The sequence below is a fragment of the Bacillus sp. PAMC28748 genome, from assembly GCF_014250415.1.
Classification (GTDB): Bacteria; Bacillota; Bacilli; order Bacillales; family Bacillaceae; genus Bacillus; species Bacillus licheniformis.
Map to the genome: position 1 here is coordinate 24,534 of NZ_CP060192.1, position 23,509 is coordinate 48,042.

General features: G+C 46.7%; 24 protein-coding genes. 5 read left to right on the plus strand and 19 right to left on the minus strand.

Annotation, left to right across the window (positions count from 1 at the left end; all coding sequences use genetic code 11):
• The first annotated feature begins 4 nt into the window (after window positions 1-4).
• Window positions 5-649: an acetoin utilization AcuB family protein gene (locus tag H7F26_RS00125; RefSeq protein ID WP_017474659.1), complete on the plus strand. Its 645-nt coding sequence runs from the start codon at window positions 5-7 to the stop codon at window positions 647-649.
• A complete protein-coding gene (locus tag H7F26_RS00130; RefSeq protein ID WP_017474660.1) occupies window positions 646-1,806 on the plus strand; it encodes an acetoin utilization protein AcuC in 1,161 nt (386 codons plus the stop codon). Before H7F26_RS00125 ends, H7F26_RS00130 begins: the two co-directional genes overlap by 4 nt.
• A gap of 61 nt (window positions 1,807-1,867) precedes the next feature.
• Here H7F26_RS00130 and motS read toward each other — a convergent pair whose 3' ends face one another.
• The 13 genes from motS to H7F26_RS00195 all read right to left on the minus strand — a co-directional run bounded on the left by motS (window position 1,868) and on the right by H7F26_RS00195 (window position 14,220).
• Entirely contained in the window at window positions 1,868-2,557 is a 690-nt protein-coding gene (gene motS, locus H7F26_RS00135) for a flagellar motor protein MotS (RefSeq protein ID WP_009329387.1), read from the minus strand.
• Complete coding sequence (gene motP / locus H7F26_RS00140) at window positions 2,547-3,365, minus strand: flagellar motor protein MotP (protein WP_009329389.1); 819 nt, start codon at window positions 3,363-3,365, stop codon at window positions 2,547-2,549. The genes motS and motP overlap by 11 nt, the downstream gene beginning before the upstream one ends.
• A gap of 95 nt (window positions 3,366-3,460) precedes the next feature.
• The gene (gene ccpA, locus H7F26_RS00145; protein ID WP_003184445.1) at window positions 3,461-4,462 is read right to left on the minus strand and encodes a catabolite control protein A; all 1,002 of its coding nucleotides are present in this window, start codon (window positions 4,460-4,462) and stop codon (window positions 3,461-3,463) included.
• A gap of 315 nt (window positions 4,463-4,777) precedes the next feature.
• Window positions 4,778-5,854 carry a bifunctional 3-deoxy-7-phosphoheptulonate synthase/chorismate mutase gene (locus H7F26_RS00150; protein ID WP_003184447.1) on the minus strand — a complete coding sequence of 359 codons (1,077 nt, stop codon included), beginning with the start codon at window positions 5,852-5,854 and terminating at the stop codon, window positions 4,778-4,780.
• Between the two features lie 210 nt (window positions 5,855-6,064).
• A complete protein-coding gene (locus H7F26_RS00155; RefSeq protein ID WP_003184449.1) occupies window positions 6,065-6,514 on the minus strand; it encodes a hypothetical protein in 450 nt (149 codons plus the stop codon).
• A gap of 149 nt (window positions 6,515-6,663) precedes the next feature.
• Window positions 6,664-6,990: a bacillithiol system redox-active protein YtxJ gene (gene ytxJ / locus H7F26_RS00160; RefSeq protein WP_003184451.1), complete on the minus strand. Its 327-nt coding sequence runs from the start codon at window positions 6,988-6,990 to the stop codon at window positions 6,664-6,666.
• Between the two features lie 20 nt (window positions 6,991-7,010).
• Entirely contained in the window at window positions 7,011-7,427 is a 417-nt protein-coding gene (locus H7F26_RS00165; protein WP_003184452.1) for a YtxH domain-containing protein, read from the minus strand.
• Window positions 7,428-7,430: 3 nt separating this feature from the next.
• Complete coding sequence (locus tag H7F26_RS00170) at window positions 7,431-7,853, minus strand: DUF948 domain-containing protein (protein ID WP_003184453.1); 423 nt, start codon at window positions 7,851-7,853, stop codon at window positions 7,431-7,433.
• Between the two features lie 166 nt (window positions 7,854-8,019).
• Entirely contained in the window at window positions 8,020-9,318 is a 1,299-nt protein-coding gene (murC, locus tag H7F26_RS00175) for a UDP-N-acetylmuramate--L-alanine ligase (protein WP_003184455.1), read from the minus strand.
• Between the two features lie 265 nt (window positions 9,319-9,583).
• A complete protein-coding gene (locus H7F26_RS00180; protein ID WP_003184457.1) occupies window positions 9,584-12,262 on the minus strand; it encodes a DNA translocase FtsK in 2,679 nt (892 codons plus the stop codon).
• 184 nt (window positions 12,263-12,446) lie between these two features.
• Entirely contained in the window at window positions 12,447-13,052 is a 606-nt protein-coding gene (gene ytpR, locus H7F26_RS00185) for a YtpR family tRNA-binding protein (RefSeq protein WP_003184458.1), read from the minus strand.
• Window positions 13,053-13,070: 18 nt separating this feature from the next.
• Window positions 13,071-13,880, minus strand: coding sequence for a DUF1444 domain-containing protein (locus tag H7F26_RS00190; protein ID WP_003184460.1), 810 nt, complete (start codon window positions 13,878-13,880; stop codon window positions 13,071-13,073).
• Window positions 13,881-13,899: 19 nt separating this feature from the next.
• Window positions 13,900-14,220 carry a thioredoxin family protein gene (locus tag H7F26_RS00195; RefSeq protein WP_003184462.1) on the minus strand — a complete coding sequence of 107 codons (321 nt, stop codon included), beginning with the start codon at window positions 14,218-14,220 and terminating at the stop codon, window positions 13,900-13,902.
• Window positions 14,221-14,509: 289 nt separating this feature from the next.
• Between H7F26_RS00195 and H7F26_RS00200 the strand changes: the two genes are divergently transcribed.
• Window positions 14,510-14,956: a YtoQ family protein gene (locus H7F26_RS00200; protein ID WP_003184464.1), complete on the plus strand. Its 447-nt coding sequence runs from the start codon at window positions 14,510-14,512 to the stop codon at window positions 14,954-14,956.
• A 52-nt stretch (window positions 14,957-15,008) separates the two neighbouring features.
• Here H7F26_RS00200 and H7F26_RS00205 read toward each other — a convergent pair whose 3' ends face one another.
• A complete protein-coding gene (locus tag H7F26_RS00205) occupies window positions 15,009-16,082 on the minus strand; it encodes a M42 family metallopeptidase (protein ID WP_003184466.1) in 1,074 nt (357 codons plus the stop codon).
• Between the two features lie 136 nt (window positions 16,083-16,218).
• On the opposite strand from H7F26_RS00205, the gene H7F26_RS00210 reads away from it, so the two are divergent.
• Entirely contained in the window at window positions 16,219-16,533 is a 315-nt protein-coding gene (locus H7F26_RS00210) for a PepSY domain-containing protein (RefSeq protein ID WP_003184468.1), read from the plus strand.
• Between the two features lie 36 nt (window positions 16,534-16,569).
• On the opposite strand, the gene H7F26_RS00215 is transcribed toward H7F26_RS00210, so the two are convergent.
• The 3 genes from H7F26_RS00215 to trmB form a co-directional block, all read right to left on the minus strand.
• Window positions 16,570-18,267: an NAD-dependent malic enzyme gene (locus tag H7F26_RS00215; RefSeq protein WP_009329392.1), complete on the minus strand. Its 1,698-nt coding sequence runs from the start codon at window positions 18,265-18,267 to the stop codon at window positions 16,570-16,572.
• Window positions 18,268-18,339: 72 nt separating this feature from the next.
• Window positions 18,340-19,185: a YtnP family quorum-quenching lactonase gene (locus tag H7F26_RS00220; RefSeq protein WP_003184471.1), complete on the minus strand. Its 846-nt coding sequence runs from the start codon at window positions 19,183-19,185 to the stop codon at window positions 18,340-18,342.
• A gap of 95 nt (window positions 19,186-19,280) precedes the next feature.
• The gene (gene trmB, locus H7F26_RS00225) at window positions 19,281-19,922 is read right to left on the minus strand and encodes a tRNA (guanosine(46)-N7)-methyltransferase TrmB (protein ID WP_003184473.1); all 642 of its coding nucleotides are present in this window, start codon (window positions 19,920-19,922) and stop codon (window positions 19,281-19,283) included.
• A 180-nt stretch (window positions 19,923-20,102) separates the two neighbouring features.
• On the opposite strand from trmB, the gene H7F26_RS00230 reads away from it, so the two are divergent.
• Complete coding sequence (locus H7F26_RS00230) at window positions 20,103-20,381, plus strand: YtzH-like family protein (RefSeq protein WP_003184475.1); 279 nt, start codon at window positions 20,103-20,105, stop codon at window positions 20,379-20,381.
• Here the strand turns inward: H7F26_RS00230 and H7F26_RS00235 are convergent.
• Window positions 20,376-21,179, minus strand: a complete 804-nt coding sequence (locus H7F26_RS00235; RefSeq protein WP_009329393.1) for a phosphotransferase family protein — start codon at window positions 21,177-21,179, stop codon at window positions 20,376-20,378. The two genes, H7F26_RS00230 and H7F26_RS00235, sit on opposite strands and share 6 nt — an antisense overlap.
• Before the next feature lie 188 nt (window positions 21,180-21,367).
• The gene (gene pulA, locus H7F26_RS00240) at window positions 21,368-23,500 is read right to left on the minus strand and encodes a type I pullulanase (protein WP_016885603.1); all 2,133 of its coding nucleotides are present in this window, start codon (window positions 23,498-23,500) and stop codon (window positions 21,368-21,370) included.
• Window positions 23,501-23,509: the final 9 nt, after the last annotated feature.

Below are 23,509 nucleotides of genomic sequence, written 5' to 3' on the forward strand. Positions count from 1 at the left end.
GAATATGATTGTTGAAAAAATCATGAAACGGGATGTTGTGACACTATCCAGAACCGATACGATTGAAGAAGCGATCAAACGCATGCGAACATTCCACATAAAGCACCTTCCCGTCATCAATGAACGGGGAACGGTCATAGGCATTGTCACGGACAGGGACGTCAAAACAGCAAGTCCGAGTATCTTTGCCCAAAACAGATCTAACGAAGATTTAAAAAAGCCGGTGGAACTGATCATGTCCAAAGAAGTGATCACCGGTCACCCGCTTGATTTTGCCGAAGAAATATCAGCCGTCTTTTTTGAACACGAAATCGGCTGCCTCCCGATCGTAAAAAACGGAAAGCTTGTCGGCATCGTGACAAAATCCGATTTGCTGCATACGTTAGTTCAGCTGACAGGAGCCCATTTTCCAGGCTCCCAAATCGAAATTAAAACCGATCATATTGCCCGAAGCCTCGCTGATATCAGCGCCATCTTCAGCAGGCGCCAAATCGCCATATTGAGCGTGCTCGTATATCCCGGTGATGAAGATGATTCGAAAATACTCGTGTTTCGCGTTCAAACGATGAATCCCGCCTCTATCATCAAAGACGTAAAATCCAAAGGGTATCAGGTTCTTTGGCCGGCTGTTCAAAGGGATTTGCCATGAAGGACAGCGTATTTATTTTTTCTCCCTCATATCAAACCTATCAATTTCATCAAGACCACCCGTTTAATCAGCTGCGAGTCTATGTAACATACGATCTTTTGAACACGGTCGGCGCATTTGAACCGGGAGAAACGATTGCCCCGCGCGCAGCGACAGAAACCGAGCTCGAGCTTGTTCACACGGGCGATTATATCAGGGCCGTCCAGCTTGCAGGGGCGGGAAAGCTCCCGGCAGCCGAAAGCGAAAACTACGGGCTTGGAACGGAGGATACCCCTGTTTTTGCCGGGATGCATGAAGCCGCCTCCCTTTTGGTAGGCGGAACGCTGACGGCTGCAGACTATGTCATGACGGGCAAAGCTAGACACGCCCTCAATCTTGGAGGCGGGCTTCACCACGGGTTCAGAGGAAGGGCTTCAGGCTTTTGCGTCTATAATGACAGTTCAGTTGTGATACGTTACTTGCAGAAAAAATATCATGCGAAAGTTTTATATATTGATACAGACGCCCATCACGGCGACGGGGTGCAGTTTACGTTCTATGATGATCCTTCCGTCTGCACCGTCTCGATACATGAAACAGGCCGCTACCTATTCCCGGGAACGGGGCAGGTTCAGGAAAGAGGTCATGGCGAAGGCTACGGCTATGCTTTTAATATCCCGCTCGATGCCTTCACAGAAGATGAGTCTTTTCTTGAATCCTACCGGACGGCTGTTTCTGAAATAGCCGAGTTTTTCAAACCGGATGTCATTTTGTCGCAAAACGGAGCTGACGCACATTACTACGATCCGCTGACACACTTGTGCACGACGATGAAGATTTACGAAGAGATTCCAAAGCTCGCTCACGAACTTGCACACACCTATTGCAGCGGAAGATGGATCGCTGTCGGCGGAGGCGGCTACGACATTTGGCGCGTCGTACCGAGGGCATGGGCAAGAATCTGGCTTGAAATGAAAGGGATGGAACCAGAGGAGAAAATGCCTGAAAAATGGCTGAAAAAATGGGGGAAACAGGCATCTGTCCGGCTTCCTGCCAACTGGTCCGACCCGGAAGATTTGTATCCTCCAATTCCAAGAAAAACCGAAATAACGGAAAAAAACGCACAAACCGTTGCCAAAGCCCTTTATCCGATTCGCTCTGCCCAGCGTACCACTTAATATGAAAATTGCGGCACGCAGAAAAGGCCTTGCTTTTGTGCAAGACCTTGCTTTCTTCTCATTATTGTTTTGCGATGACAATCTCGACGCGCCTGTTTTCCTTCATATGGCTCTCAGTGCGGTTGTCCCTGACCGGTTTTGTATCCGCATAACCGATGGCAAGAAAACGCGACGAGTCGAGCTTTTCCTTCGACGTAAAGTAGCCGATCACAGTGCTCGCCCTTGCTGCAGAAAGCTCCCAATTGGATGGAAAACGGTAAGTCGAAATCGGGCGGCTGTCCGTATGCCCCTCCACACGAATCGGGTTGGACACCGATTTGAGAAGGACGGCGATTTTATGCAAAAGCGGGTGAGCTTGGTCTTTCAGATCCGCTTTCCCTGAATCAAACAAAACCGCTTCCTGAAGGACGAGAATGACGCCCCGTTCGTCACGCTTGGCCGCAATCAAACTTGACAGTTCGTTTTTTTCAATATAGTCATTGATTTTCTTTAATAAATCATCTTGGCTTTTAGCCGTTTTTTCAGCCTTCTGATCGCCCGCGTCTTTTTTCAACTCTGCGACGGATTTGCCGTCGGCCCTGTCTTGAAATGAACCGACTGCTGCTTTGAATTTGTTTAAATCGATTTGCGACATCGAAAACAGTAAAATAAAGAACACGAGGATGAGCGTAATCAAATCCGAAAACGTGATGATCCAGTTTGGCGATTTGCGGCCCTGCTCGCGCTTCCTTCGTTCATGTCTAAGCTTCATGAGACCTGTCCTTTTGTTTCATGCGGTCCGCCCGCTTTTTTGTCCATTCTTCTTTTGAACTGAAAACGACAAGCTGACTTTCAAGATTTCGCGGATTTCTTCCCGACTGGATGCCGATGATGCCTTCGATCATGACTTGCTTCTTAAAGATTTCATTCTCCGTCTTTTCTTCAAGCTTCGCGGCGATCGGTATAAACAGCATGTTGGCTAAAAGTGATCCGTAAAGCGTCGTCAAAAGGGCGATTGCCATATTCGGACCGAGCGTTTCCGGCTTGTTCAGGTTTTTGAGCATCATGACGAGACCGACAAGCGTTCCGATCATTCCCCATGCAGGCGCAAATTCTCCTGCTTTTTCAAAGATCCTTCTCCCCTTTCTGTGTCGTTCTTCCATCGCGGCAATTTCCGAGTTCATCACATTGCGGATCGTCTCCTCATCCCATCCGTCGATGGCAAGGAGCAGGCCTTTTTTCAAAAACGGGTCTTTCATTTCATTGACATTGGCGTCCAATGATAAAATTCCTTGTTTGCGCGCCTGTTCAGACAGGCTGACAAAGGTTTTGACCAATTCGCGCACATCATCTTCCTCCGAAATAAAGACCTGCTTCAGCACAGCCGGCGCTCTTTTTAAATCTTTCGGGGAAAAGCTGATGAATACAGCTGCACACAATCCACCCGTCACAATAAAAAAAGACGTCAAATCGATAAACGAATAAAAACCGGAAAGCCCCGCTCCAGAGACAACGCCGAGCACTAAAATGAAAATACCCAGAATAAAACCGACCGGTGTCAGATAATCAAATCGTTTCATTTTTTCATAATCTCTCCAGCTCAAGGAAAAGAAAGCAAGCAATTCACGAAAAAAGCTGTGAACACTTGCTTTCTTTCTCGTTTATTTAATGATGATCATTTTGTTGATTGTCTGAGTTCAATGCGATGCGGCAGCTGGACAATATGCTCTTCGACTTCCTCTTTGTTCATCAGCTTTGTCAGAAGCCTCATCGCCACGGCACCGATATCATACGTAGGCTGGACGACAGTCGACAGCTGCGGCCGAACCATTAATGAAAGCCTTGTATTGTCAAAACCGATCACTTCAAGGTCATCCGGAACAGCCAGTCCTTTATCCTGTGCTGCGTGAATAACGCCGAGCGCCATTTCGTCTGTCGCTGACAGGACGGCTGTCGGTTTTTCATCCAGCTTCATTAAAGCCTCCAGCGCTTCCATTCCTGAATCGTACGTATAATCGCCTTCTACAACATACTCTTCCTTAAATTGCAGCCCCTTATCCCCAAGCGCTCTTTTAAAGCCTTGCAGTTTTTTCGCTTGATTAACCGGTTCAGCCATAGGTCCTGAGACGAACGCAAGGCGCTTATGGCCTTTCTCAATCAGCATGGTTGCCGCATCATAAATCGCCTGTTCATAATCGATCGCAACCGACGGCGTTTCCCCTTTTTCTTCAACAGATGCCGCAAGCACGATCGGAACTGGCGATCGCTTAAATTCCTCCACATGCTCTTCAGTCACATTTCCGCTCATAAAGACGATACCGTCAACTTGCTTTCCTAGCATCGTATTCAAAAGATGAAGTTCTTTGTCCATATTCTGGTCGGAATTGCTCAAAATAATATTGTACTTGTACATCGTTGCGATATCTTCGATTCCCCTCGCCAGCTCTGAATAAAAGATACTGGAAATATCGGGAATGATCACGCCGACAGTCGTCGTCTTTTTGCTTGCCAGCCCTCTTGCCACGGCGTTTGGACGATAGCCAAGACGCTCGATCGCTTCAAGCACCTTCTTTCTCGTCGTCGGCTTGACATTCGGATTCCCGTTGACGACCCGGGAAACGGTTGCCATACTTACATTTGCTTCGCGTGCTACATCATATATTGTCACATTACTCATTTTTACCACTCCTTAACTGGGTACACTTTTCTTTTCCTATAGCATAAACATTTTCATGTAGAGAAATGTCAAAATGTAAAACTTTATGTAAAATAAACAGAACACCAGTTTACATTATTTTTCATAACCTGCCAAAACAAAAGGGGCTCTCTGAAATTATACACGGTTTTACCTAATATGAAAACGTTCCCTTTATTTTTATAATTAATTTAAATAAGAATAAACAGCTTTTTACTTAAAAATAAGAAATTTTTTCGACAATTTTTGATGACAACGTAAAAAAAGGACCGCTCGCGAGCGGTCCATAAACAAATCTTATGCTTTTACTTGAACGAGCGGCTTCAGTTCATTTAACCATTTTTCAAATGTCGGGATATCCATTTGCTGAGCTGAGTCGGAAAGCGCGACAGAAGGATCAGGATGGACCTCGGCCATGACACCGTCAGCTCCGATCGCAAGCGCTGCTTTTGCTGTCGGAAGAAGCAGGTCGCGGCGTCCGGTTGAATGAGTGACATCCACGAATACAGGAAGGTGAGTTTCCTGCTTCAGGATCGGCACAGCTGAGATATCAAGCGTATTTCTAGTCGCTGTTTCATACGTTCTGATTCCGCGTTCACAAAGGATGATTTGATCATTGCCCTGCGACATGATGTACTCCGCTGCATTGATGAATTCCTTCAGCGTTGCGGCAAGTCCGCGCTTCAGCAGAACCGGCTTCTTCACTGAACCGGCCGCTTTTAAGAGCTCGAAGTTCTGCATGTTGCGGGCGCCGATTTGGATGACATCGATGTAATCAATGGCTTCTTCAATATGCTGCGGATTCACGATCTCACTGATGACGGCCAGATCATACTCATCAGCAACACGCTTTAAGATTTGCAGGCCTTCCACGCCGAGGCCTTGGAAGTCGTACGGGCTTGTACGCGGTTTGAAAGCTCCGCCGCGAAGCAGTTTCAAGCCTTGCTTTTTAGCTGCCGCTGCGACTTCCGCTACTTGTTCGTAGCTTTCAACCGCACACGGACCGACGATAAATCTTTGTTCTCCGTCGCCGATTTTTTCGCCTTTCAGATCAACGATTGTATTTTCAGGCTTTTTCTTGCGAGAAACGAGCAGCGCTTTGCTGTGATCGTCTTCCTGCAGTTCAAGCCCGGCTTTGAAAATCTCTTTGAAGATATGCTGGATCGTCGAGTTTTCAAACGGTCCGTCGTTATTTTCAATAATTTCGTTCAGCATCGCTCTTTCTCTGACAGGATCGTAGCGGTTGATGCCTTGTGCTTCCTTCGCTTTTCCAATCTCCTGAACGATTCTTCCTCGCTCGTTAATCAGCTTTAATATTTGCAAGTTTAATTCATTCGCCTGCTGCCTCAGCAAATCAAGTTCAGTGTTGCTCATGGTAATCCATCCTTTCTTTTAACTTCACCCTCTATGAAAATAAGAATGATTCAATTGATTAGGGTTTATTATAAACAATGTTTCTTAAAATGTCACGAAAAAATTCTTTATTACCCAAACGCTTTTAAGTGATAAAGCATTATATGCAGTTTATCCCTTGCTGTGCGGGTGTTTATCGGAAGAATAAAAAAAAGAATCATGTTTGATTCTTTAACTTGATAACCTGTATATTCTCTGTATTGCGGTTTCGACGCTAAAAACCCTGTCATTCAAGGCAGCCGCCTTATCATCGGCATGTTCGACAATGTTCTCCGTAAATTGTCCGATGTTCTCGATGATCGTTTTCGGGAGCCTCTCCTGCCCTCTTTTCAGTTCATCTATATCTGTTTCAAGCCGATTCAGCCGCTTGTCCATTGCGTTTAAGCGGTTTTCTACTTTGTTTAAGCGCCCGTCTATTTCTTTGAAGCGCTTGTCGATTGCGTTAAAGCGCTTATCTACTTCAACGAAGCGTGCGTCCACTTCATCGAAGCGCTTGTCTATCTCAACGAAGCGTGCGTCGATTTTGTCTAAGCGCTTGTCGATTCCATCAAGGCGCTGATTGATCGGACTCAATTCTTCTTTTAGAACGGATTGAAGCATGTCCTTTAATTCAGTGTTCAACTGATCACCTCCCGTTTTATTAATTATAACGCACACCAATGGATCAAACGATACATTTTCCTAAAAAGGCATTTCCATGAGGCAAAAGCATCATAACAACATAGAAAACGGCCAAAACGCTATACGTCTTGGCCGTTTTTAGCAGCGGATTATCTGCTGTTTTCCGCAAGTGCTTGTGCGGTAATTTGCGAATGGGAGGCATGCCATTTCACATTCCCGTTTGTAAAAATGAAGGCTTGAGGACTTTCGTGCTTAATCCCGTATTGCTCAGCGATATAGTTTGACAGCGGGCGGCTTTCCTGCACTTTTAAATAATAAGCCGGTATGTCTTCATGCTGATTGGCGAATGATTCGAATTCTTCAAACGCGCGCCTGCTGATCGGGCATGTCACGCTGTGTTTCAAAAAGATAAATGTATCATTGTTTTCTGCAAGCCTTTTAAATTCATCCTCTGTTTGAATGAGCTGTTTCGACACGGTGATCTCCCTTTCCACAGTTATTTCTGAGCGGTATCTGCTGTTTTCCTTGCTTCATCTTCTATTTCATTTTTGGCTTCTTCAGCCTGTTCTTCGATTGCAGACGATGCTTCTTCCTTTAGTTCACCAGCTTTTTCGGCACCCTTGCTTCGCAAGTCTTTGACTTTATCCATAATCTGTGAAGACTGGTCGGCAACAAGCTGTGAAATCGAAGATGTCTTCTCTTTGGCGATGCTGACGTACTCAGAGCCTCTCTCCCTCGCTTCGCTTGTGAGCTTTCCGGTCTTATCCTTTAAAACGACGGCCTGATTTCCAAGGTCATCGCGAAGCTCTTTCCCCGACTTCGGCGCTAAAAATAAAGCTGCAGCCGCCCCGATGATTCCGCCTACAAACGTGCCGATTAAAAAATCCTTAGTATTCATTCCGTCTTTACTCATTTATTATTCCTCCCTCATCTTCTTTTGTTTCCATCTATTCCAAATTTCCAAAGCTGCATTGCTCCAGCTGACAACTTGAGAAATTTTTTCACGGTTTTGCTCTGCGGCTGATGTGACGGACTGTGAAACCTGCTGAATGGAGTTGTTAAACTGCCTGACCGATGTGCCGACTTCCTGAACGGCATCCACGACCGTATTCAGCTTCAAAGATTTTTCCTGAATATCATCAGCGAGCCGATTCGTCTTATTCAGGAGCTCCGTTGTTTCAGCGGTGATGCCTTTCATTTGTCCTTCCACACCTTCCAGCGTTGATGCAACATGATTAAGTGTGACTTGAAGCGATTTTAATGTTTTTGATAAATAGATAACCAAAATAAGAAAGCTAACAGCGATGAGTGCAGCGCTTAAATACAGAATAATAATCATCTTATCCTCCTTCAGCTAAGGGCTTACAATTGATGTATACCCAATTGTTTAAATCGTAAACCTCTATATTTACTTTTTCTATACGCACGGGTGAATTCCTTTAACAGAAACTCCCGCTTCATATGTACAAAAAAGCAGCGGATTGACTCACACTGCCTTTTTCTTGTTATGCTAATACATTTTCATATGCTCTTAAATACTTTTGAATGTCACCTGCGCCCATGAAAATTAACACCGCATTTTCATGCTCCTTTAAAATTGATGTGTCATTTTCATCGATCAGCTTCGCCTGCGGAATTTTCTCCTGCAAATCACCGATCGTCAGCTTTCCTGCGTTTTCCCGGGCAGATCCGAATATATCGCAAAGATATACATAATCGGCTTTCTTGAGGCTTTCGGCAAACTCATTCAGGAATGACTGCGTGCGCGTAAATGTATGCGGTTGAAATACTGCAACAATGTCCCGTTCCGGATACTTCTGTCTGGCTGCTTCAATCGTCACCGTGATTTCAGTCGGATGGTGGGCATAATCGTCAATCAGCACTTGGCTGCCGGCATGTTTTTCGTTAAATCTGCGTTTAACGCCGCCAAAGGTTTGCAATCCTTCTTTAATGATGTCGACATCGACCTGTTCATAATGGCAGAGGGCGATGACGGCCAAAGCGTTCAGAACGTTATGGCTGCCGTATGCCGGTATATAGAAAGTGTCGTAGAATGTGTTCCTGACGAAAACATCGAACGTTGTGCCCTCAGTATTTTTGATGACATTTCTCGCCTGAAAATCGTTTTCCTCGGCAAAGCCGTAGTATACGACTGGAACGTTCGCATGGATTTTCATCAAATACTCGTCGTCACCGCATGCGATAATTCCCTTGTTCACCTGTAATGCCATCGTCTGAAATGCATCAAATACATCATCGATATTCGCGAAATAATCGGGATGATCAAAATCAATATTTGTCATGATTGCATAATCGGGCTGATAGCTCAGAAAATGCCTTCTGTATTCACAGGCTTCAAGCACAAAGTACTCGCTGTTTTCGCAGCCTTTTCCAGTTCCGTCTCCAATCAGATAAGAAGTCGGTTTTGCTTTTTTGATGACATGTGACAAAAGGCCCGTCGTTGACGTTTTGCCGTGTGCCCCTGTTACGGCAATGCTCGTAAACTTCTTCAGATAATCGCCGAGAAATTTATGATACCGCACGACTGGCAGGCCTTCAGCTTGCGCTTTTTCAATTTCGGGATGAGTGTCGGGAAAAGCATTTCCGGCAATAACAGTCATTCCCGGCTTGATATTTTCCGGATCAAACGGATAAATCGGGATATTTCTCTCCTCTAAAGCGGTTTGTGTAAAAATGTACTTTTCGATATCCGATCCTTGGACATTATATCCATTATCATGGAGAATTTGGGCAAGCGGACTCATACCTGTCCCTTTTATTCCGACAAAATGATAAACAGTCATAATAGTACCTCCAACAAACGTCTATCTGCTTCCCAGTATATGACGCTTATTTCAATTTGCAACCTAAAGCCCGGCCGCATCGTTTTCTTCAAAGTCATAATTATATTCAGTATCAGGCATTTTCAAGAGCGAATAAACCTCCTGCGGAAAGGATTTTTTTGATCCCTTTCACGGAAGTGCTCTTAAAAACGGATTAAAACGCCGCTGGCGGCGCTTTAATATACGGCGCTCTAAAAAAACACGCCCATCAGCTATCATACCATGTTTAGCCGAAAAGTGAACTACTTTCTATTAACTGTTCCAGATCAGCCTTTGTAATCAGGACTTCTCTCGGCTTGCTCCCTTTCGCTTCAGAAATCATGCCTTCCCTTTCCATCATATCGATTAATCTGGCAGCTCTGTTATAGCCGATGCGGAAGCGCCGCTGCAGGCTTGAAGTGCTGGCGCTGTTTTGTTCCACGGCAAATTCGCACGCTTCAAGAAACAGTTCATCGTGGTCAAATCCGGCCGGATTTTGTCTGACCAATTGTTCCTGTTCAAATAAATAGTTCGGCTCCTGCTGCCGTCTGACATGTGAAACGACACGATCAATCTCCCGGTCGGACACAAAGTTGCCTTGCAGGCGGACCGGTTTGCCTGAACCATTCTCCAAGAACAGCATATCCCCTTTTCCAAGAAGCTTTTCAGCTCCCGCCATATCGATAATTGTTCTTGAATCGACAGCGCTTGAAACAGAAAACGCTATTCTTGTTGGGATATTGGCTTTAATCAAGCCGGTAATGACATCAACTGAAGGCCGCTGCGTCGCAATCAGAAGATGGATGCCGCACGCTCTTGCTTTTTGTGCGATTCGGCAGATGCTCTCTTCCACTTCATTCGGAGCGACCATCATTAAATCGGCAAGTTCATCAATCACGACAACAAGATAAGGAAGTTTTTCACCCATGTTCTGTTCCCGGACTTTTTCATTAAAACGCTCAATTTCCCGAACACCGGAATGAGCAAATAATTCATAGCGCCGTTCCATTTCCTCGACAACCCATTTTAATGCGGCGGTTGCCGCTTTTGCATCTGTGATGACAGGACTGACGAGATGAGGAATATTATTATACGGAGCAAGCTCCACCATCTTAGGATCGATAAGCAGAAGCTTTACATCCCTAGGCGACGCTTTAAACAGCAGGCTTACTAAGATCGTGTTGATGCATACGCTTTTTCCTGATCCCGTAGCCCCGGCAATCAAACCGTGGGGCATTTTTTTCAGATCAGCCACGACGGGCTTTCCGGATATGTCGAGTCCGAGAGCTGCTGTCAGAGGAGACGGATTCGTTCTAAATTCCGAACTTCTGATCATTTCGCGTAAATAAACCATTTTGCTGTGCAGATTCGGCACTTCAATTCCGATCGTATTTTTTCCCGGGATCGGTGCCTCGATCCGAATATCTTTCGCTGACAGGCTGAGTTTAATATCATCTGACAGATTTGTAATTTTGTTGACTTTCACTCCGGGTTCAGGATGAACTTCAAATCTTGTCACAGAAGGCCCTTGGGTGACATGAACGACATTTGCTTTAACATTGAAGTTCTCAAGCGTGACGTCCAACAGCTCCCGCTGCTCGTGTATCCAGTCCTGATCATCCTGCTTTTGCGCCGGCGGCACATCAAGCAAAGACATATTCGGGAACTGATACCCTTGAGGCGCTTTTTCTTTTTGTTTATCTGAGGCAAACATCATGACATTAAACGGAACAGAGCCTTTCTTCGATCCCGGAGCGGCTCCTGCTTCCCGCTTCCGCGGAGCTTCCGGCCGATCCTCGTTTATCCTTGTAGTCTCCCGGTTCTCTTGCCTGCTTTCGGGTTCACCCGCGCTTGGCGCTGCCGTTTCCGGTGAACATGACGCCTGCTCTTGTCTCCAGCCAGTCTGGCGGCTTCCGCTTGTTTCTTCAAGAGCGTCAGCCGGGGTGTTTGAATCTGTCCTATGGGAAGATTCATCGCTCTGGACGGTTATTTCAGAGGCGCGGCCATGAGTGTGCGGCTCTTCCGGAACTGAAGCTTCCGGGTCGGGATGCGTTTTGCCCGAACCGTAAGTCTTCCCTTGTTCTTCCGTGGCGGCTTCTGCGTCCTCTGCCAGTACCATCTCTTCTCCGGTTTCCTCAATCTTATCCAAAAGCTTTTCGATTTGTTCCGGTGTTTGCTCAGCGGGGATTGCGTCTTCCTCCGTTATGTTTTGTGATGCGGAGGCGGTCTCTTCTACAGCTTCATTTCGCAGCGCTTTTTCCTCTGCGAGTCCCGCGCCTTCTGTCATTCGCTCTGGACGGATTTCCGTTTCTTTTGGAATCTCCGTGGATGCCTGCGGGACATCTTCGAATTCGGCGCGCAATGCAGGATTGCGGCTCTCGCTTTTGATCAGCGGACGGCCGTTCTTTTCAGTTTGCACGGAAGCTTCTTCTCGTACCGGCTGCTTATGTTCTGCAGACTTCTGCTCTTTTTCAATTTCTTCGTTAAACAGCGTGACACGCGCTTCAGTTTGTTTTTTTGCACGATATGTATGATTTTCCGGCTTGGCTCTTTTCTGCTCATGAAAGCCGTAAACCGGTGATGGGATGACGGACGGCCTAAAAGGTTTTTTCGCCGCCGCTTTCTCTTCATAATGATATGAATTGCCGGGTTTCGGCTGAGAAGCTGAATATCGGCTCGCCGGGCGGCGGGTCCTTTGTTCGCGGCTGTCGTCCTTTTCCCGCGGCCGCGTGTTTTGATCAGGTATAACCGGAAAGCGGAATTTCCCTTTTGGATATTCATATACGACTTTTGCGTCGGTTATTTGCGGCATCTCTTCGTCCTCTGAAGATGAATCCGCCTCAAATTCGTCTATGTGCTTTTTTTGTTTTTCATTATCTTCATCATCGCCTAAAAACAGGCTGAACATTTTATTAAACCAGCTCATGAATCATCACTCTCTAACTCCCTTAAATTTTTCGGGGACGGTTTTAAGTATACCACTGCTTCCCCACCCAGAAAAGGACAAGTCCTTCTCCAAGCGTCCGCCCTCCGAATAAAAAAGCCGCCAAGTTTGTCTACCCAGCGGCTTCTTTTTACATCTATTCGAAAGTTTTGTTCATTTTATGCCGTTAAAATGTAAAGGCTTCTCCTGCTTTACGGCCGTCGTCAAGAACAAGAATGCCTTTTTCCTTCGGCGCGTCTGGGAGATTCAGCTCCTTGGCAGAACAAATCATGCCGCTTGACGCCACTCCGCGAAGTTCCGCATCTTTAATGATCATACCGCTAGGCATCACGGCGCCGACTTTGGCAACGACGACTTTTTGGCCGGCTTCAACATTGGGAGCTCCGCAGACGATTTGCAGCGTCTCGCTCCCTACATTCACTTTGCAAACACTTAATTTATCGGCATTCGGATGCTTTTCTTTTTCTTCAACATATCCGACCACAAACTTCGGAGAAAGGTCGACGGTCAGCTCGTCTTTCAAACCGTTGCGGACCAGAATTTCATTCACATCCTGGACAAAGGATTCGGAAAGCGCAATAGCTCCGCTTTCCTCAATGCTCAAATATGAGGAGGCATTAAAAATGTTATAGCCTGCTGTTTCCTTTGTGTCTTTATGAAAAATTTTCACGACGTCTCCGTACCGCTCAAAAGCGATCTCTTCACGTGGAATATCGTTCAATGAGATGAGCAGCGTATCGCCTACGCCTTCTGGATTATAAAATGCGTTCATGAGAAAAATTCCTTTCTATCATTTCTTTTTAGGGCGGTTTTTAGCCAGAATAAAGATCGGTTCAAGCTTTCCATCCTCATACAGGAAAGAAAGCGCAGTGATCGGCACTGTGCCGTTTGCAAAAAAGCTCATCGACATTTGCCCGAGTATATCGTATCCGGCATTATTGCGGATGTCGGCAATAATCAGCACATCCTGGTGCGGAATTGACACGGCGAGGGTCCCTTCCGCGTTTTTCTCATACTCTGCGAGAATCGATTCGTTCAACACCCTGCTGGCGTCATAGCCGTCATTCGCTCTGAAAAAGTAGAAGTGATTGCCTGCGACTTCGTCTTCTTTGACAACGGTCTGGAGCGAGCGAAGGTTAAAGGAAGCTGTTTCCCGAATCCTTTCTTTTGTCCAGCCCTCTTTTTCAAGCATTTTTTCGTCGATCAGACGGTATGTGTTGCCAAGGTCGAGCGCATAGTAAATTCGTGTTTCAGCCGTGTGGCCGTCAAAAACCAAGGGAACGCCTGCGCTGGACTTCTCGGGAAAGGAAGTTGAGCGGATGACGGGATAGATCAGGCTTTCCCGTCCTTCCATTTCCTGCGACTGGCCTTTCATGGCGTTGAGCGCTTCCTCAGTATAATAGACGACTTCGTCAATCGCATCATCTTTTTTCTGCTCCCATTTCGCGATGATCCCCGGGAGCTCGAGTGTAATGCCTTTTCCAGTGTTTTTATCTTCGATTCTCAAGCTGTCCTTTTCCCTGTCGAAATGAAAGGACCAGCTGTCATTTTGCAAACGTTTTTTTAATATATCGGAAAGTTTCCTTGAGGTCATTTTCATAGAGGAACTCTCCTTTCGGCTACTTATTCAGTGAATCGGTCAAAAATTGCTCGATTTCCTCTTTCGTTTTCCGGTCTTTGCTGACAAAGCGGCTGATTTCGTTTCCTTCTTTAAATACGAGGAAGCTTGGGATTCCGAAAATATCCCACTCCGCGCACGTGTCTATAAATTTGTCGCGGTCAACATAATAGAATGTAAATTCCGGATAGTTCGCTTCAAGCTCGGGCAAAAAAGGTTCTACAAAACGGCAGTCCGGACACCAGTCAGCCGAAAACATCAACAAGGATAAATCGTCTTTCACAACTTTTTGCAATTCTTCATTCGTCTCGATCGTTTTCATCACTCAACGCCTCCAATATAAGTTCTTATCATCCATTCGGATCATACCAGACTGCCGGCTCTATAGCCAGCCTTTTGCTGCCTGCCGGCTTTTTTAAAAGATGGACGATTCTTATGTATCTTACCCGTTTTAAAAAGGGAAAATCTTAAGGATCCGAACCTCTTTCATATCATAAGCATAATTTTTTTGCTTTATCAAGCCATTCTCGTTTAACATTATAAGTAATAGGGTAAAAATATCCGTTAAGGCGCCTCGCGCCGTGATCCCATGACAGTCAGGAGGAGCATGTATGGAATTTATCGTTTATCTTGCCGGAGAAATACATAGCAATTGGCGCGAAGAGGTGAAGGAAAAAGCAAAATCGCTCAAGCTGCCGATCACATTTGTCGGACCGATGGAAAATCACGAGCGCTCCGACAACATCGGTGAAGAAATTATGGGCAAGCAGGCTGATTCAATCGCAAAGGATGATGCAGCCTCGGATTTGAACAATTTTAGAACTTCCGTTTTAATGAACAAGGCGGATGTTGTCATCGCTCTTTTCGGGGAAAAATACAAGCAATGGAACACGGCAATGGATGCATCATACGCGATCGCCAAAGGCAAACCGCTGATCATCATCCGACCCGAATCACTCCATCATCCGTTAAAAGAACTGTCAAACAAAGCGAACATTACTGTGGAAACTGTAAATCAGGCAATTAAATCGTTGTCATACGTATTTGAAAGCCGGTAGTTGTTTTTCCAAAAAGAAACCCTGGGCGTTAAGCAGCACAGGGTTTCTTTGTTCACTCATTTCGCAAAATCGACTGGACGGCAGAACTGTCGCAAGCTTTGACAAGCTTGATCAGCAATTCTTTTGCAGCAAGGTAGTCATCAACGTGGATAATGGAAGCAGATGTATGGATGTATCTTGAACAAATGCCAATCACGGCCGAAGGAACGCCTTCATTTGAGATGTGAACACGGCCGGCGTCGGTTCCTCCCGGAGAAACAAAATATTGATACGGGATGTCATTTGTCTCTGCCGTATCCAGCACAAAATTTCTCATTTCGCTGTGCATCACCATGGTCCGGTCGAAAATCCTCAACAGCACTCCTTTGCCAAGCTGGCCAAATTGATTTTTGTCGCCGCTCGAATCGTTTGCCGGACTTGCATCAAGCGCGAAAAACAAGTCAGGCTGTATCATATTGGCCGCAGTTTGCGCGCCTCTTGTTCCGAGCTCTTCCTGGACGGTCGCACCTGAGTAAAGATTGTTCGGAAGTTCTGTTCCTTGCAGTTCTTTCAGCAATTCAATGCTGAGTCCGCAGCCGTAGCGGTTATCCCATGCTTTCGCAAGGATCTTCTTTTCATTTGCCATCGGGGTAAACGGACAGATCGGTACGATTTGCTGGCCTGGTTTGACACCGATGCGTTCGGCATCTTCCCTGTCATCCGCCCCGATATCAATCATCATGTTTTTGATATCCATCGGACGTCTCCTCTGCTCATCTGTCAAAAGATGAGGAGGCGTGCTCGCGATGACGCCGGGGATCGGTCCGTTGTCCGTGTGGATTTCCACCCGCTGGGCCAATAAAACCTGACTCCACCAGCCGCCCAGCGTTTGAAACCGAAGCAGGCCGTTATCTGTAATTGATGTGACCATAAACCCCACTTCATCCATATGGCCGGCCACCATAATTTTTGGACTGCCTTCAGGTCCATGTTTAACGCCGAACACGCTTCCAAGTCTGTCCTGGATGATCTCATCAGCATATTTTTCAAGCTCTTTTTTCATGAAGCGACGGACAAGATGTTCGTTTCCCGGGGCGCCGGGGAGCTCCGTAAGCGTTTGAAAAAGCGTTCTCGTTTCCTGATTCATCTGTTTCCCTCTTTTCTTATGTATCTCTCTACATTTTACATAAGTGTGCGATGTGTTTCCAGAAGAGAGCCCATCCTTAACACGGACGGACATGTTCTGTATAATGAAAAAAACAAGCTTTGGAGGTGCTGAAAGGATGAAACTGCGCCACTTTCTTATTGGAGCCGGCATCGGCATTGCCGCGGCCGTCGTTGTCAAACAATATGTCATGCAGCCTTACATTTCTTCTGAAAAAGCGCTGCGCATCGTCAAGTCCGCTTTTAAACAGAGAGGCCCGATCGACGGTTCATGGATATATACCGTTCCGGAAGCCTATACCGTAAACGGCGAAACCGTCATGGTGTACAAAACAGGCATTACGCGTTCCGCTTTCGGAGAGCTCGAACAGTACGAAGTCATGGTTGATGCAAAAACAGGCATGATCGTAGATGTAATTGATACAGCAGCATAGCATCAAAAAAGATGCGGCCATCAGGGCCGCATCTTTTTATATGGCGCGAATCGGCCGGTAGACCGGATGCCACATCGCATCCTGCACCGCCTGAATCACATCGTCCGGCTCGTTTTCTGCAACTCCGTCTTCTATGGCTGCTTTGATGACAGCCGTTGCCACGGTTGCGGAAACCGTGCGCAAATCCTCAACTTCCGGAAGAAGCGCGGCGCCGGGCCGGCCCGTATCAACCATACCCGCGATCGCAGCCGCGCTGGCGTAAAACATGTTGTCCGTAATCAGTCTTGCTTTTGATACGAGCGTTCCGAGCCCAAGGCCGGGGAATACAAAGGCATTATTCGCCTGGCCGATCGCATAACGGGTGCCGCTGTATTCCACAGGCGCAAACGGGCTTCCTGTGGCGACGAGCGCCCGCCCTTCCGTCCAATTGATCAAATCTTCAGGCCTTGCTTCAGATAACGGCGTCGGATTGGACATCGGGAATATAGCCGGCCGTTTCACATGCTTTGCCATTTCTTTTACAATTTCCTCTGTAAATGCGCCCGATACCGTCGAGGTTCCAATCAAAATGGTAGGCTGCACTCTTTTAACCACCTCGAGCAGATCAATTGCATCCCCCGGGCCGTTCCGGCTGAAGTCTTTTACCTCGTCAGCAGGCCTTGCATACGGTTGTTGAATGTCCTGCAAGTCGTTCATATCATCTGTCAGCAAACCGTTCCGATCAACACACCAAAAACGGCGGTATGATTCCTCTTCCGACACTCCCTCTTGAACGAGTGCGGCGCGAATTTGCTCAGCATTGCCGATTCCGGCCGTCCCCGCTCCAAATATGACCACTTTATGATCCTTCAGCGGCATTTTTGATATTTTAACGGCCGCAAGCACCGCTGCGAGGGTAACAGCTCCTGTGCCTTGAATGTCATCATTAAAGGTGCAAATTTTGTCTTTGTATTTTTTCAAAATCTGACGCGCGTTCTGCGTTCCGAAATCTTCCCAGTGCAGCAAAACGCCCGGAAACGTCTCGGTTGCGATTTGAACGTATTGATCAATAAACGATTCATAACGCTCGCCCCTGATCCTCGAATGCTGATTCCCGACATAAAGCGGATCGTTCAGAAGCCTTTCCTGGTTCGTCCCCGCATCAATGACTACTGGCAGGACCCTGTTAGGATCGATGCCCGCAGCTGCAGTATAAACAGCAAGCTTTCCGATCGAAATGGCGATGCCGCCGACTCCCCAATCCCCGATTCCGAGAATTCCTTCAGCATCAGTGGCCACGATCAAATCGATCCGGCTTCTTTTAGCGGCCAGATTTTCAAATGCCGTTTTCATGCCTTCAGGGTCATTAACCGACAAAAACAGCCCCCGCGGCTTTCTGTATTCATGGCTGTATTGCTGTATTGCCGTTCCGACAGTCGGGGTATAGACAATCGGCAGCATTTCTGTCATATGGTCGTTCAGAAGCCTGTAGAACAGCACTTCATTTCGATCATGAAGCGCCGTTAAATAGACGTTTTTGCTCAAATCATCAGGCTGTGATTGGAACTGTTTATACGCCCGTTTTGCCTGTTCTTCAAGCGTCAGCACCTTGGGAGGAAGCAATCCTGTCAAGCCGAGAGCATCCCTTTCCTCCGGAGGGAAGGCAACCCCTTTGTTCAACAGGGGAGTCGCAAGGACTTCAAATCCTCTTAACCGCGTCTCGATCACTTGTTCATTTAATTTATTGTGGCTCACCCGTCGTCTTCCTTTCAAAAGTTAGTTACCCTTAGAATGGATAACAACAAAGCAAACCATTCACCAAAATAGCTAGCGGCTTTCTCTTTTTACTGACTCTGCAATATCGCCGTTTTCATCCCATTTTAATGCTCTGTAAAGGGCATCGTGGTAAAAAATGTACCAGGCGTTTTTCTCGGCGGCCTTCGCCTGCCATGCTTGCTTCGCGGCAATCGATGTCATCGGATAATCGTCGTACGCCAGCACCCAGAGAGGATTTTGATGGGCGTGCGTCGGCATAATGTCAGCCATATGAAGGGCCGTTTCACCGGCATCTTCGAGAACGATCACGGAATGGCCGTCGCTGTGGCCGCCTGTATGATGCATCGTGATTCCGGGCAAAACTTCAAGCTTCTCGTCGAAGGTTCTCACTTGATGCTGAACCGCTTCCCAGTTCTCTTTCCAATATGTATTTTTGGAGCGGATATTCGGGTTTCTCATCTCTTCCCATTCGATTGCAGACGTGTAAATCGCCGCATTTGGAAACACGGAAACAAGGCTTTCTCCCTCATAGCGCGTCAATCCGCATGCATGGTCAAAATGGAGATGAGTCATCAAAACGGCTTTGATATCTTCCGTTGAGAGCCCGAGTGCTTTTAACGAGTCATCAATTGACGATTCTTCGGTGACTCCGTAATTTCGTTTTTGCTTATCCGTCAGTTTGCCGAGCCCGATACCGGAATCGATCAGCAGGTTCGTGCCGTCTTTCTGAACTAGTATAGGATCTGTTCTAAGTTCGATTTGATTTTTCTCATTGGCGTAATACTTTTTTGACCAAAGCGGCTTGGGAACAACGCCGAACATGGCGCCTCCGTCCATGTGCGTGACGCCTCCGTTCAGCCATGTCAGCTTGATTCGTCCGATTGTTAAAGTTTCCATGATCATCCCTCCTTCTCCTATCGTAGCAAAAAATGCAACCTGAATCAGCTTCATTTGAAAGCAAAAAAACAGACTGCAGGAAGCAGTCTGTTTTTTTATGTTCGCCATTCAGCTTCGACTCTGTAGATCGGCTGGCCTTTAGCGGCGAACTTTTCTTCGTATTCGGTCATCACATTTCCTTCAAAATCGCTTTGATGCAGGTCAAGGCTGACGAATGTCAAAACGAGTCCGTATTCGGAAAAACTGGTGAGGGAGTACTCAAACAACCCGCGGTTATCGGTTTTAAAATGAATCGCTCCCTTGCCTCCGAGCACCTGCTCATACTTTTTCAAGAACGCATGATTGGTCAGACGGCGCTTTTCGTGGCGCTTTTTCGGCCACGGGTCGGAAAAATTCAAATAGACCCGGTCGACTTCCCCGTCTGCAAAAACGTCTGAAAGCATATTGGCATTGATGTTCAAGAGCTTTACATTCGGCGCCTCTGTCTGCTTTACTTTATCAACAGCGGTTACGATGACGCTTTTAAATAGTTCGATTCCGATATAGTTTACATCCGGGTTTTGCAGGGCCATTCCTGAAATAAATTGCCCTTTTCCGGTTCCTACTTCGATGTGGATCGGGTTGTCATTTCCAAAAACGGAATGCCATTTCCCTTTGTATTGAGACGGCTCGCTGATCACAATATGAGAGTTTTCAGCCAGGTAGTCATCCGCCCATGGCTTGTGACGCATTCGCATGTACTTACACCTCTATCTGTTATATCGTCTTACAACATACCATGAAACGCAGGAATCCCGCAAGGCCTCTTCCAAAGCAAAAAAGACCGAAGATCGGCCTCCGGGTCTTTCGCGTATAAATTACAGCTTTCTGAACATTTTAATCCATATACTCCGAGAATGAAGGGAAGTGCCAATATTATGGGCTTAAATCAGCAAAATCAGATTCATCTATTAAAAGACATTCTCTCAGACCATCAAGCAGACTGCACCGGAACCGTCGCTGAATGCGAACAGATGGAGCGGATTATCAAGTCTTTAATGGCAAACACGAATCTTGACGCCGGCTTGAAAGGCGTTTTGGAAGACATTTATTTGTACAGCCAGAAGGGAAGATCTTCCGCTTCGATCAACAACCACATTCAGGAGCACCAGGATTATCTCACGCAATGGGTGGAAGATATCGACTCATTTTCATGAGGACCTGGCGAGACGCTCCATTAATTCATGCAGCTGTTCCAGCCCCTGGTGAAAGCCTTCCTGATTGCCTTTCGCTTTTTGCCAGAGTGTCGTCATTGCTTTTTCCGCCAATACGTACCAGGCCATTCTCAGCCTGAGATTGTCTGTAAGAGAAGAGCCGTAGCGTTCGAGCCAGCTTCCCCATTCCCGCTCTTCAACGTAATGATAAAGAAGCGGCCCCAGATCGATCGCGGGGTCTGCAATCATCGCTCCATCCCAATCGATTAAATAAAGCTGGTTCTGATCTGTAAGAAGCCAATTATTATGATTGACATCGCAGTGACAGACGACCTTTTCTCCGGACTGTACATCTTCAAGGTGGTGCTCCAGATACAAAAGGGCCTGGTCCAGCTGCGGTATCGGATATTGCCGGGCCTGGATAAACTGCTTCAATTGAGTGATTACAGAGCTTGGCTGAAAAGGCTGTTTGCCGAGTCTCTTCAGCATATCCAAAAGCTCTTTGGAGCTGTGAATTTTCCGAAGCATCTCAGCCACCGCCTGGCTGTTCATATCCTTCGGCTTCAGCTCTCTTCCCTTGAGCCAGTGCTGTGCCGTAATCACATCCCCGTTTTCCATTCGTTTTGTCCAAACGAGCTTAGGAACAATTCCTTCCGCGGACAGGACAGCCAAAAAAGGAGAGCTGTTGCGCTTTAAAAAAAGCTGCTGTCCATTATGTTCTGCATAATATGCGTCTCCTGTAGCTCCTCCTGCGGGGGAAATCTCCCATTCGCTACCTAGTAATTGTCCCAACCAGTTCATATCGATTTTCAACCCATCATTTCATTAAAAGATTTTAAAAAGCATCTGCCCCCTAGAGCGGGCAGCAAACTGCTTGTATTGTCGTCTCTTTATATTCAAATAAAAAGACGGCTATTGAGAGTCATTTGTGCTAAACAATAGCCGTCTTTTAAATTTTAGCGCTAGACGCCAAACTTCGTCAAGCAAAACTAAAAAATCCCTTTTGGTTCGTATAAAACATAGGTCCCGATGCCGTTCAGCCGAAGCCTTTTTTCCGCTTGAACCTTCCCATTGAAGAACGTAAAAGGATCGCAGTGCAGCAAGTACTGTTTCTGATCGGGCAGCTTAAGCGTCTCCTTTTTTGCAAACGGACAATGCACCACTATGATTTCGTTCCAGGGATCAATTGCTGCAATGTTCTTCAGCTTGTAGGCCGTTACCTCTCCTGTACCGTCCATAAAAGAAAGATGCTCCTTGACTTCTTCCTCTTTTTGCAGACGAAAAGCGGGATGGCTTCTTCGCAGCCGGATCAGCTGGCGCACATATTCGACATCCTCGCAAAGCTCCGCACGCTTTTCCCAATCAAGCTTATTGATGTCATCTCCGGACCTGTAGCTGTTGCTGTCCCCATTCTTTGTTCGGCAAAATTCCTGCCCGGCGTGAAGAAATGGAACGCCTTGCGAAAGCAGGACGATCGACACCGCGAGCCTTTGCCTAAGCCGTTTAGTGTCCGCATCTTCTTCAAAACATAAGGCCATTTTATCCCAAAATGTATGATTGTCATGGCATTCCACATAATTGATTGACTGTGCCGGCTGCAAGAATCCGGGTGAACCGGCAATACCGTGCTGAAGCGCCGCTTTTTTTCCGGTGTCCCCTAAAGCATATCCGCGGTCGCTAAGCTCGAATGTACTCCCTTTGACTGCGTTCCTGAACCGATCATTAAAAAAGCCGACCGCCGGAACTTTTCCGGCATTTTGCAATGTTGCTTTTTGCCCGCTGTCAAGCGGGGTATTTAAATCCCAGCCCTCTCCGAACAGAAGCACGCCCGGCTTTACATTCTCGGCAAGCGTACTGATTTGGCGGACGGTTTCAATATCAAGAATGCCCATTAAATCAAAACGGATGCCGTCGACATCATATTCTTCCAGCCAATAGCGGACAGAATCGAGAATATATTTTCGCACCATCAGCCGCTCAGAAGCAATATCATTTCCGACGCCTGTTCCGTCGGATGGAAAACCGTATTCATTATGTCTGAAAAAATACCCGGGAACCGTTTTTTCAAAAGGGGACGTTTCCCTCTTGTACACATGATTATATACGGCATCCATAATCACGGAGAAGCCGTGTTTGTGCAGCGACTGAATCATTGTTTTCAGCTCGGTGATTCTGCATTTGGGGTTCTGTGGATCGAGCGAATAACTTCCTTCCGGGGCATTAAAATGGAGGGGGTTATAGCCCCAATTATAAGATTGATCAGGAGACAGCTCATCCACTCCGGCAAAATCGTGAAAGGGCAGAACCTCGATGTGGGTGACGCCGAGCTCTTTCAAATAGGCGATTCCCGTTGAGAAGCCGCCGGATGTTTCAGTTCCGTCCTCAGTAAAAGCAACATATTTGCCTTTATGGCGCATACCGCTGTCTTCATGAATCGAGAAATCGCGGATGTGAACCTCATATATAACCGCATCGCACGGACTGTGAAGTCTTGGAGCGCGGTGTTTTTCCACCTTGACTTCCTCTGGATCTAATACAACGCCTTTTTCACCGTTTGCCGTAACGGCTTTTGCATAAGGATCGACTGTCAATAACGGCTTCCCATTTACATAAAGCTCATATAAATAGGACCAGCCGTTTAGATCGCCTTCGACCGTTACCTCAAAAACGCCCTTTTTTCTGCGCATCATTTGAAAAGTATTTGTTTGAAGCGAATCAGGGTCCTCCAGCTTGATCGCTGCCGCACTCGCGGTCGGCGCCCATACCTTAAATAAAGTACTTCCTTTTGAATAAAAAGCGCCGAGGCGGCCGTCATAAAAAAAAGCCTTGTCAAACGCCGCGCTTCTCGTAACAGAGCCGATTTGCAGGTCTGTCCAGACGCTTTCTTCACAGCATACTTTGTGAACTCTTCCGAATGGAACGGTGCAGCTGCTTTCAAGAACATACTTGAATTGTTCCTCAAGCTCCACCTGCGCTTTTACCGAAAGCTCTATCCTCTCTCCTTGATCATCTTCAAGCAGAAAAGGAGGACTGCAGCTTGACGCACGGCTCTTCGGAACTAAAACAGTGATCGTTCTCATTTCATCGAGATAAGCTTCAAAAGGGCGGCTGATACCCGGCATTTCAGTCTC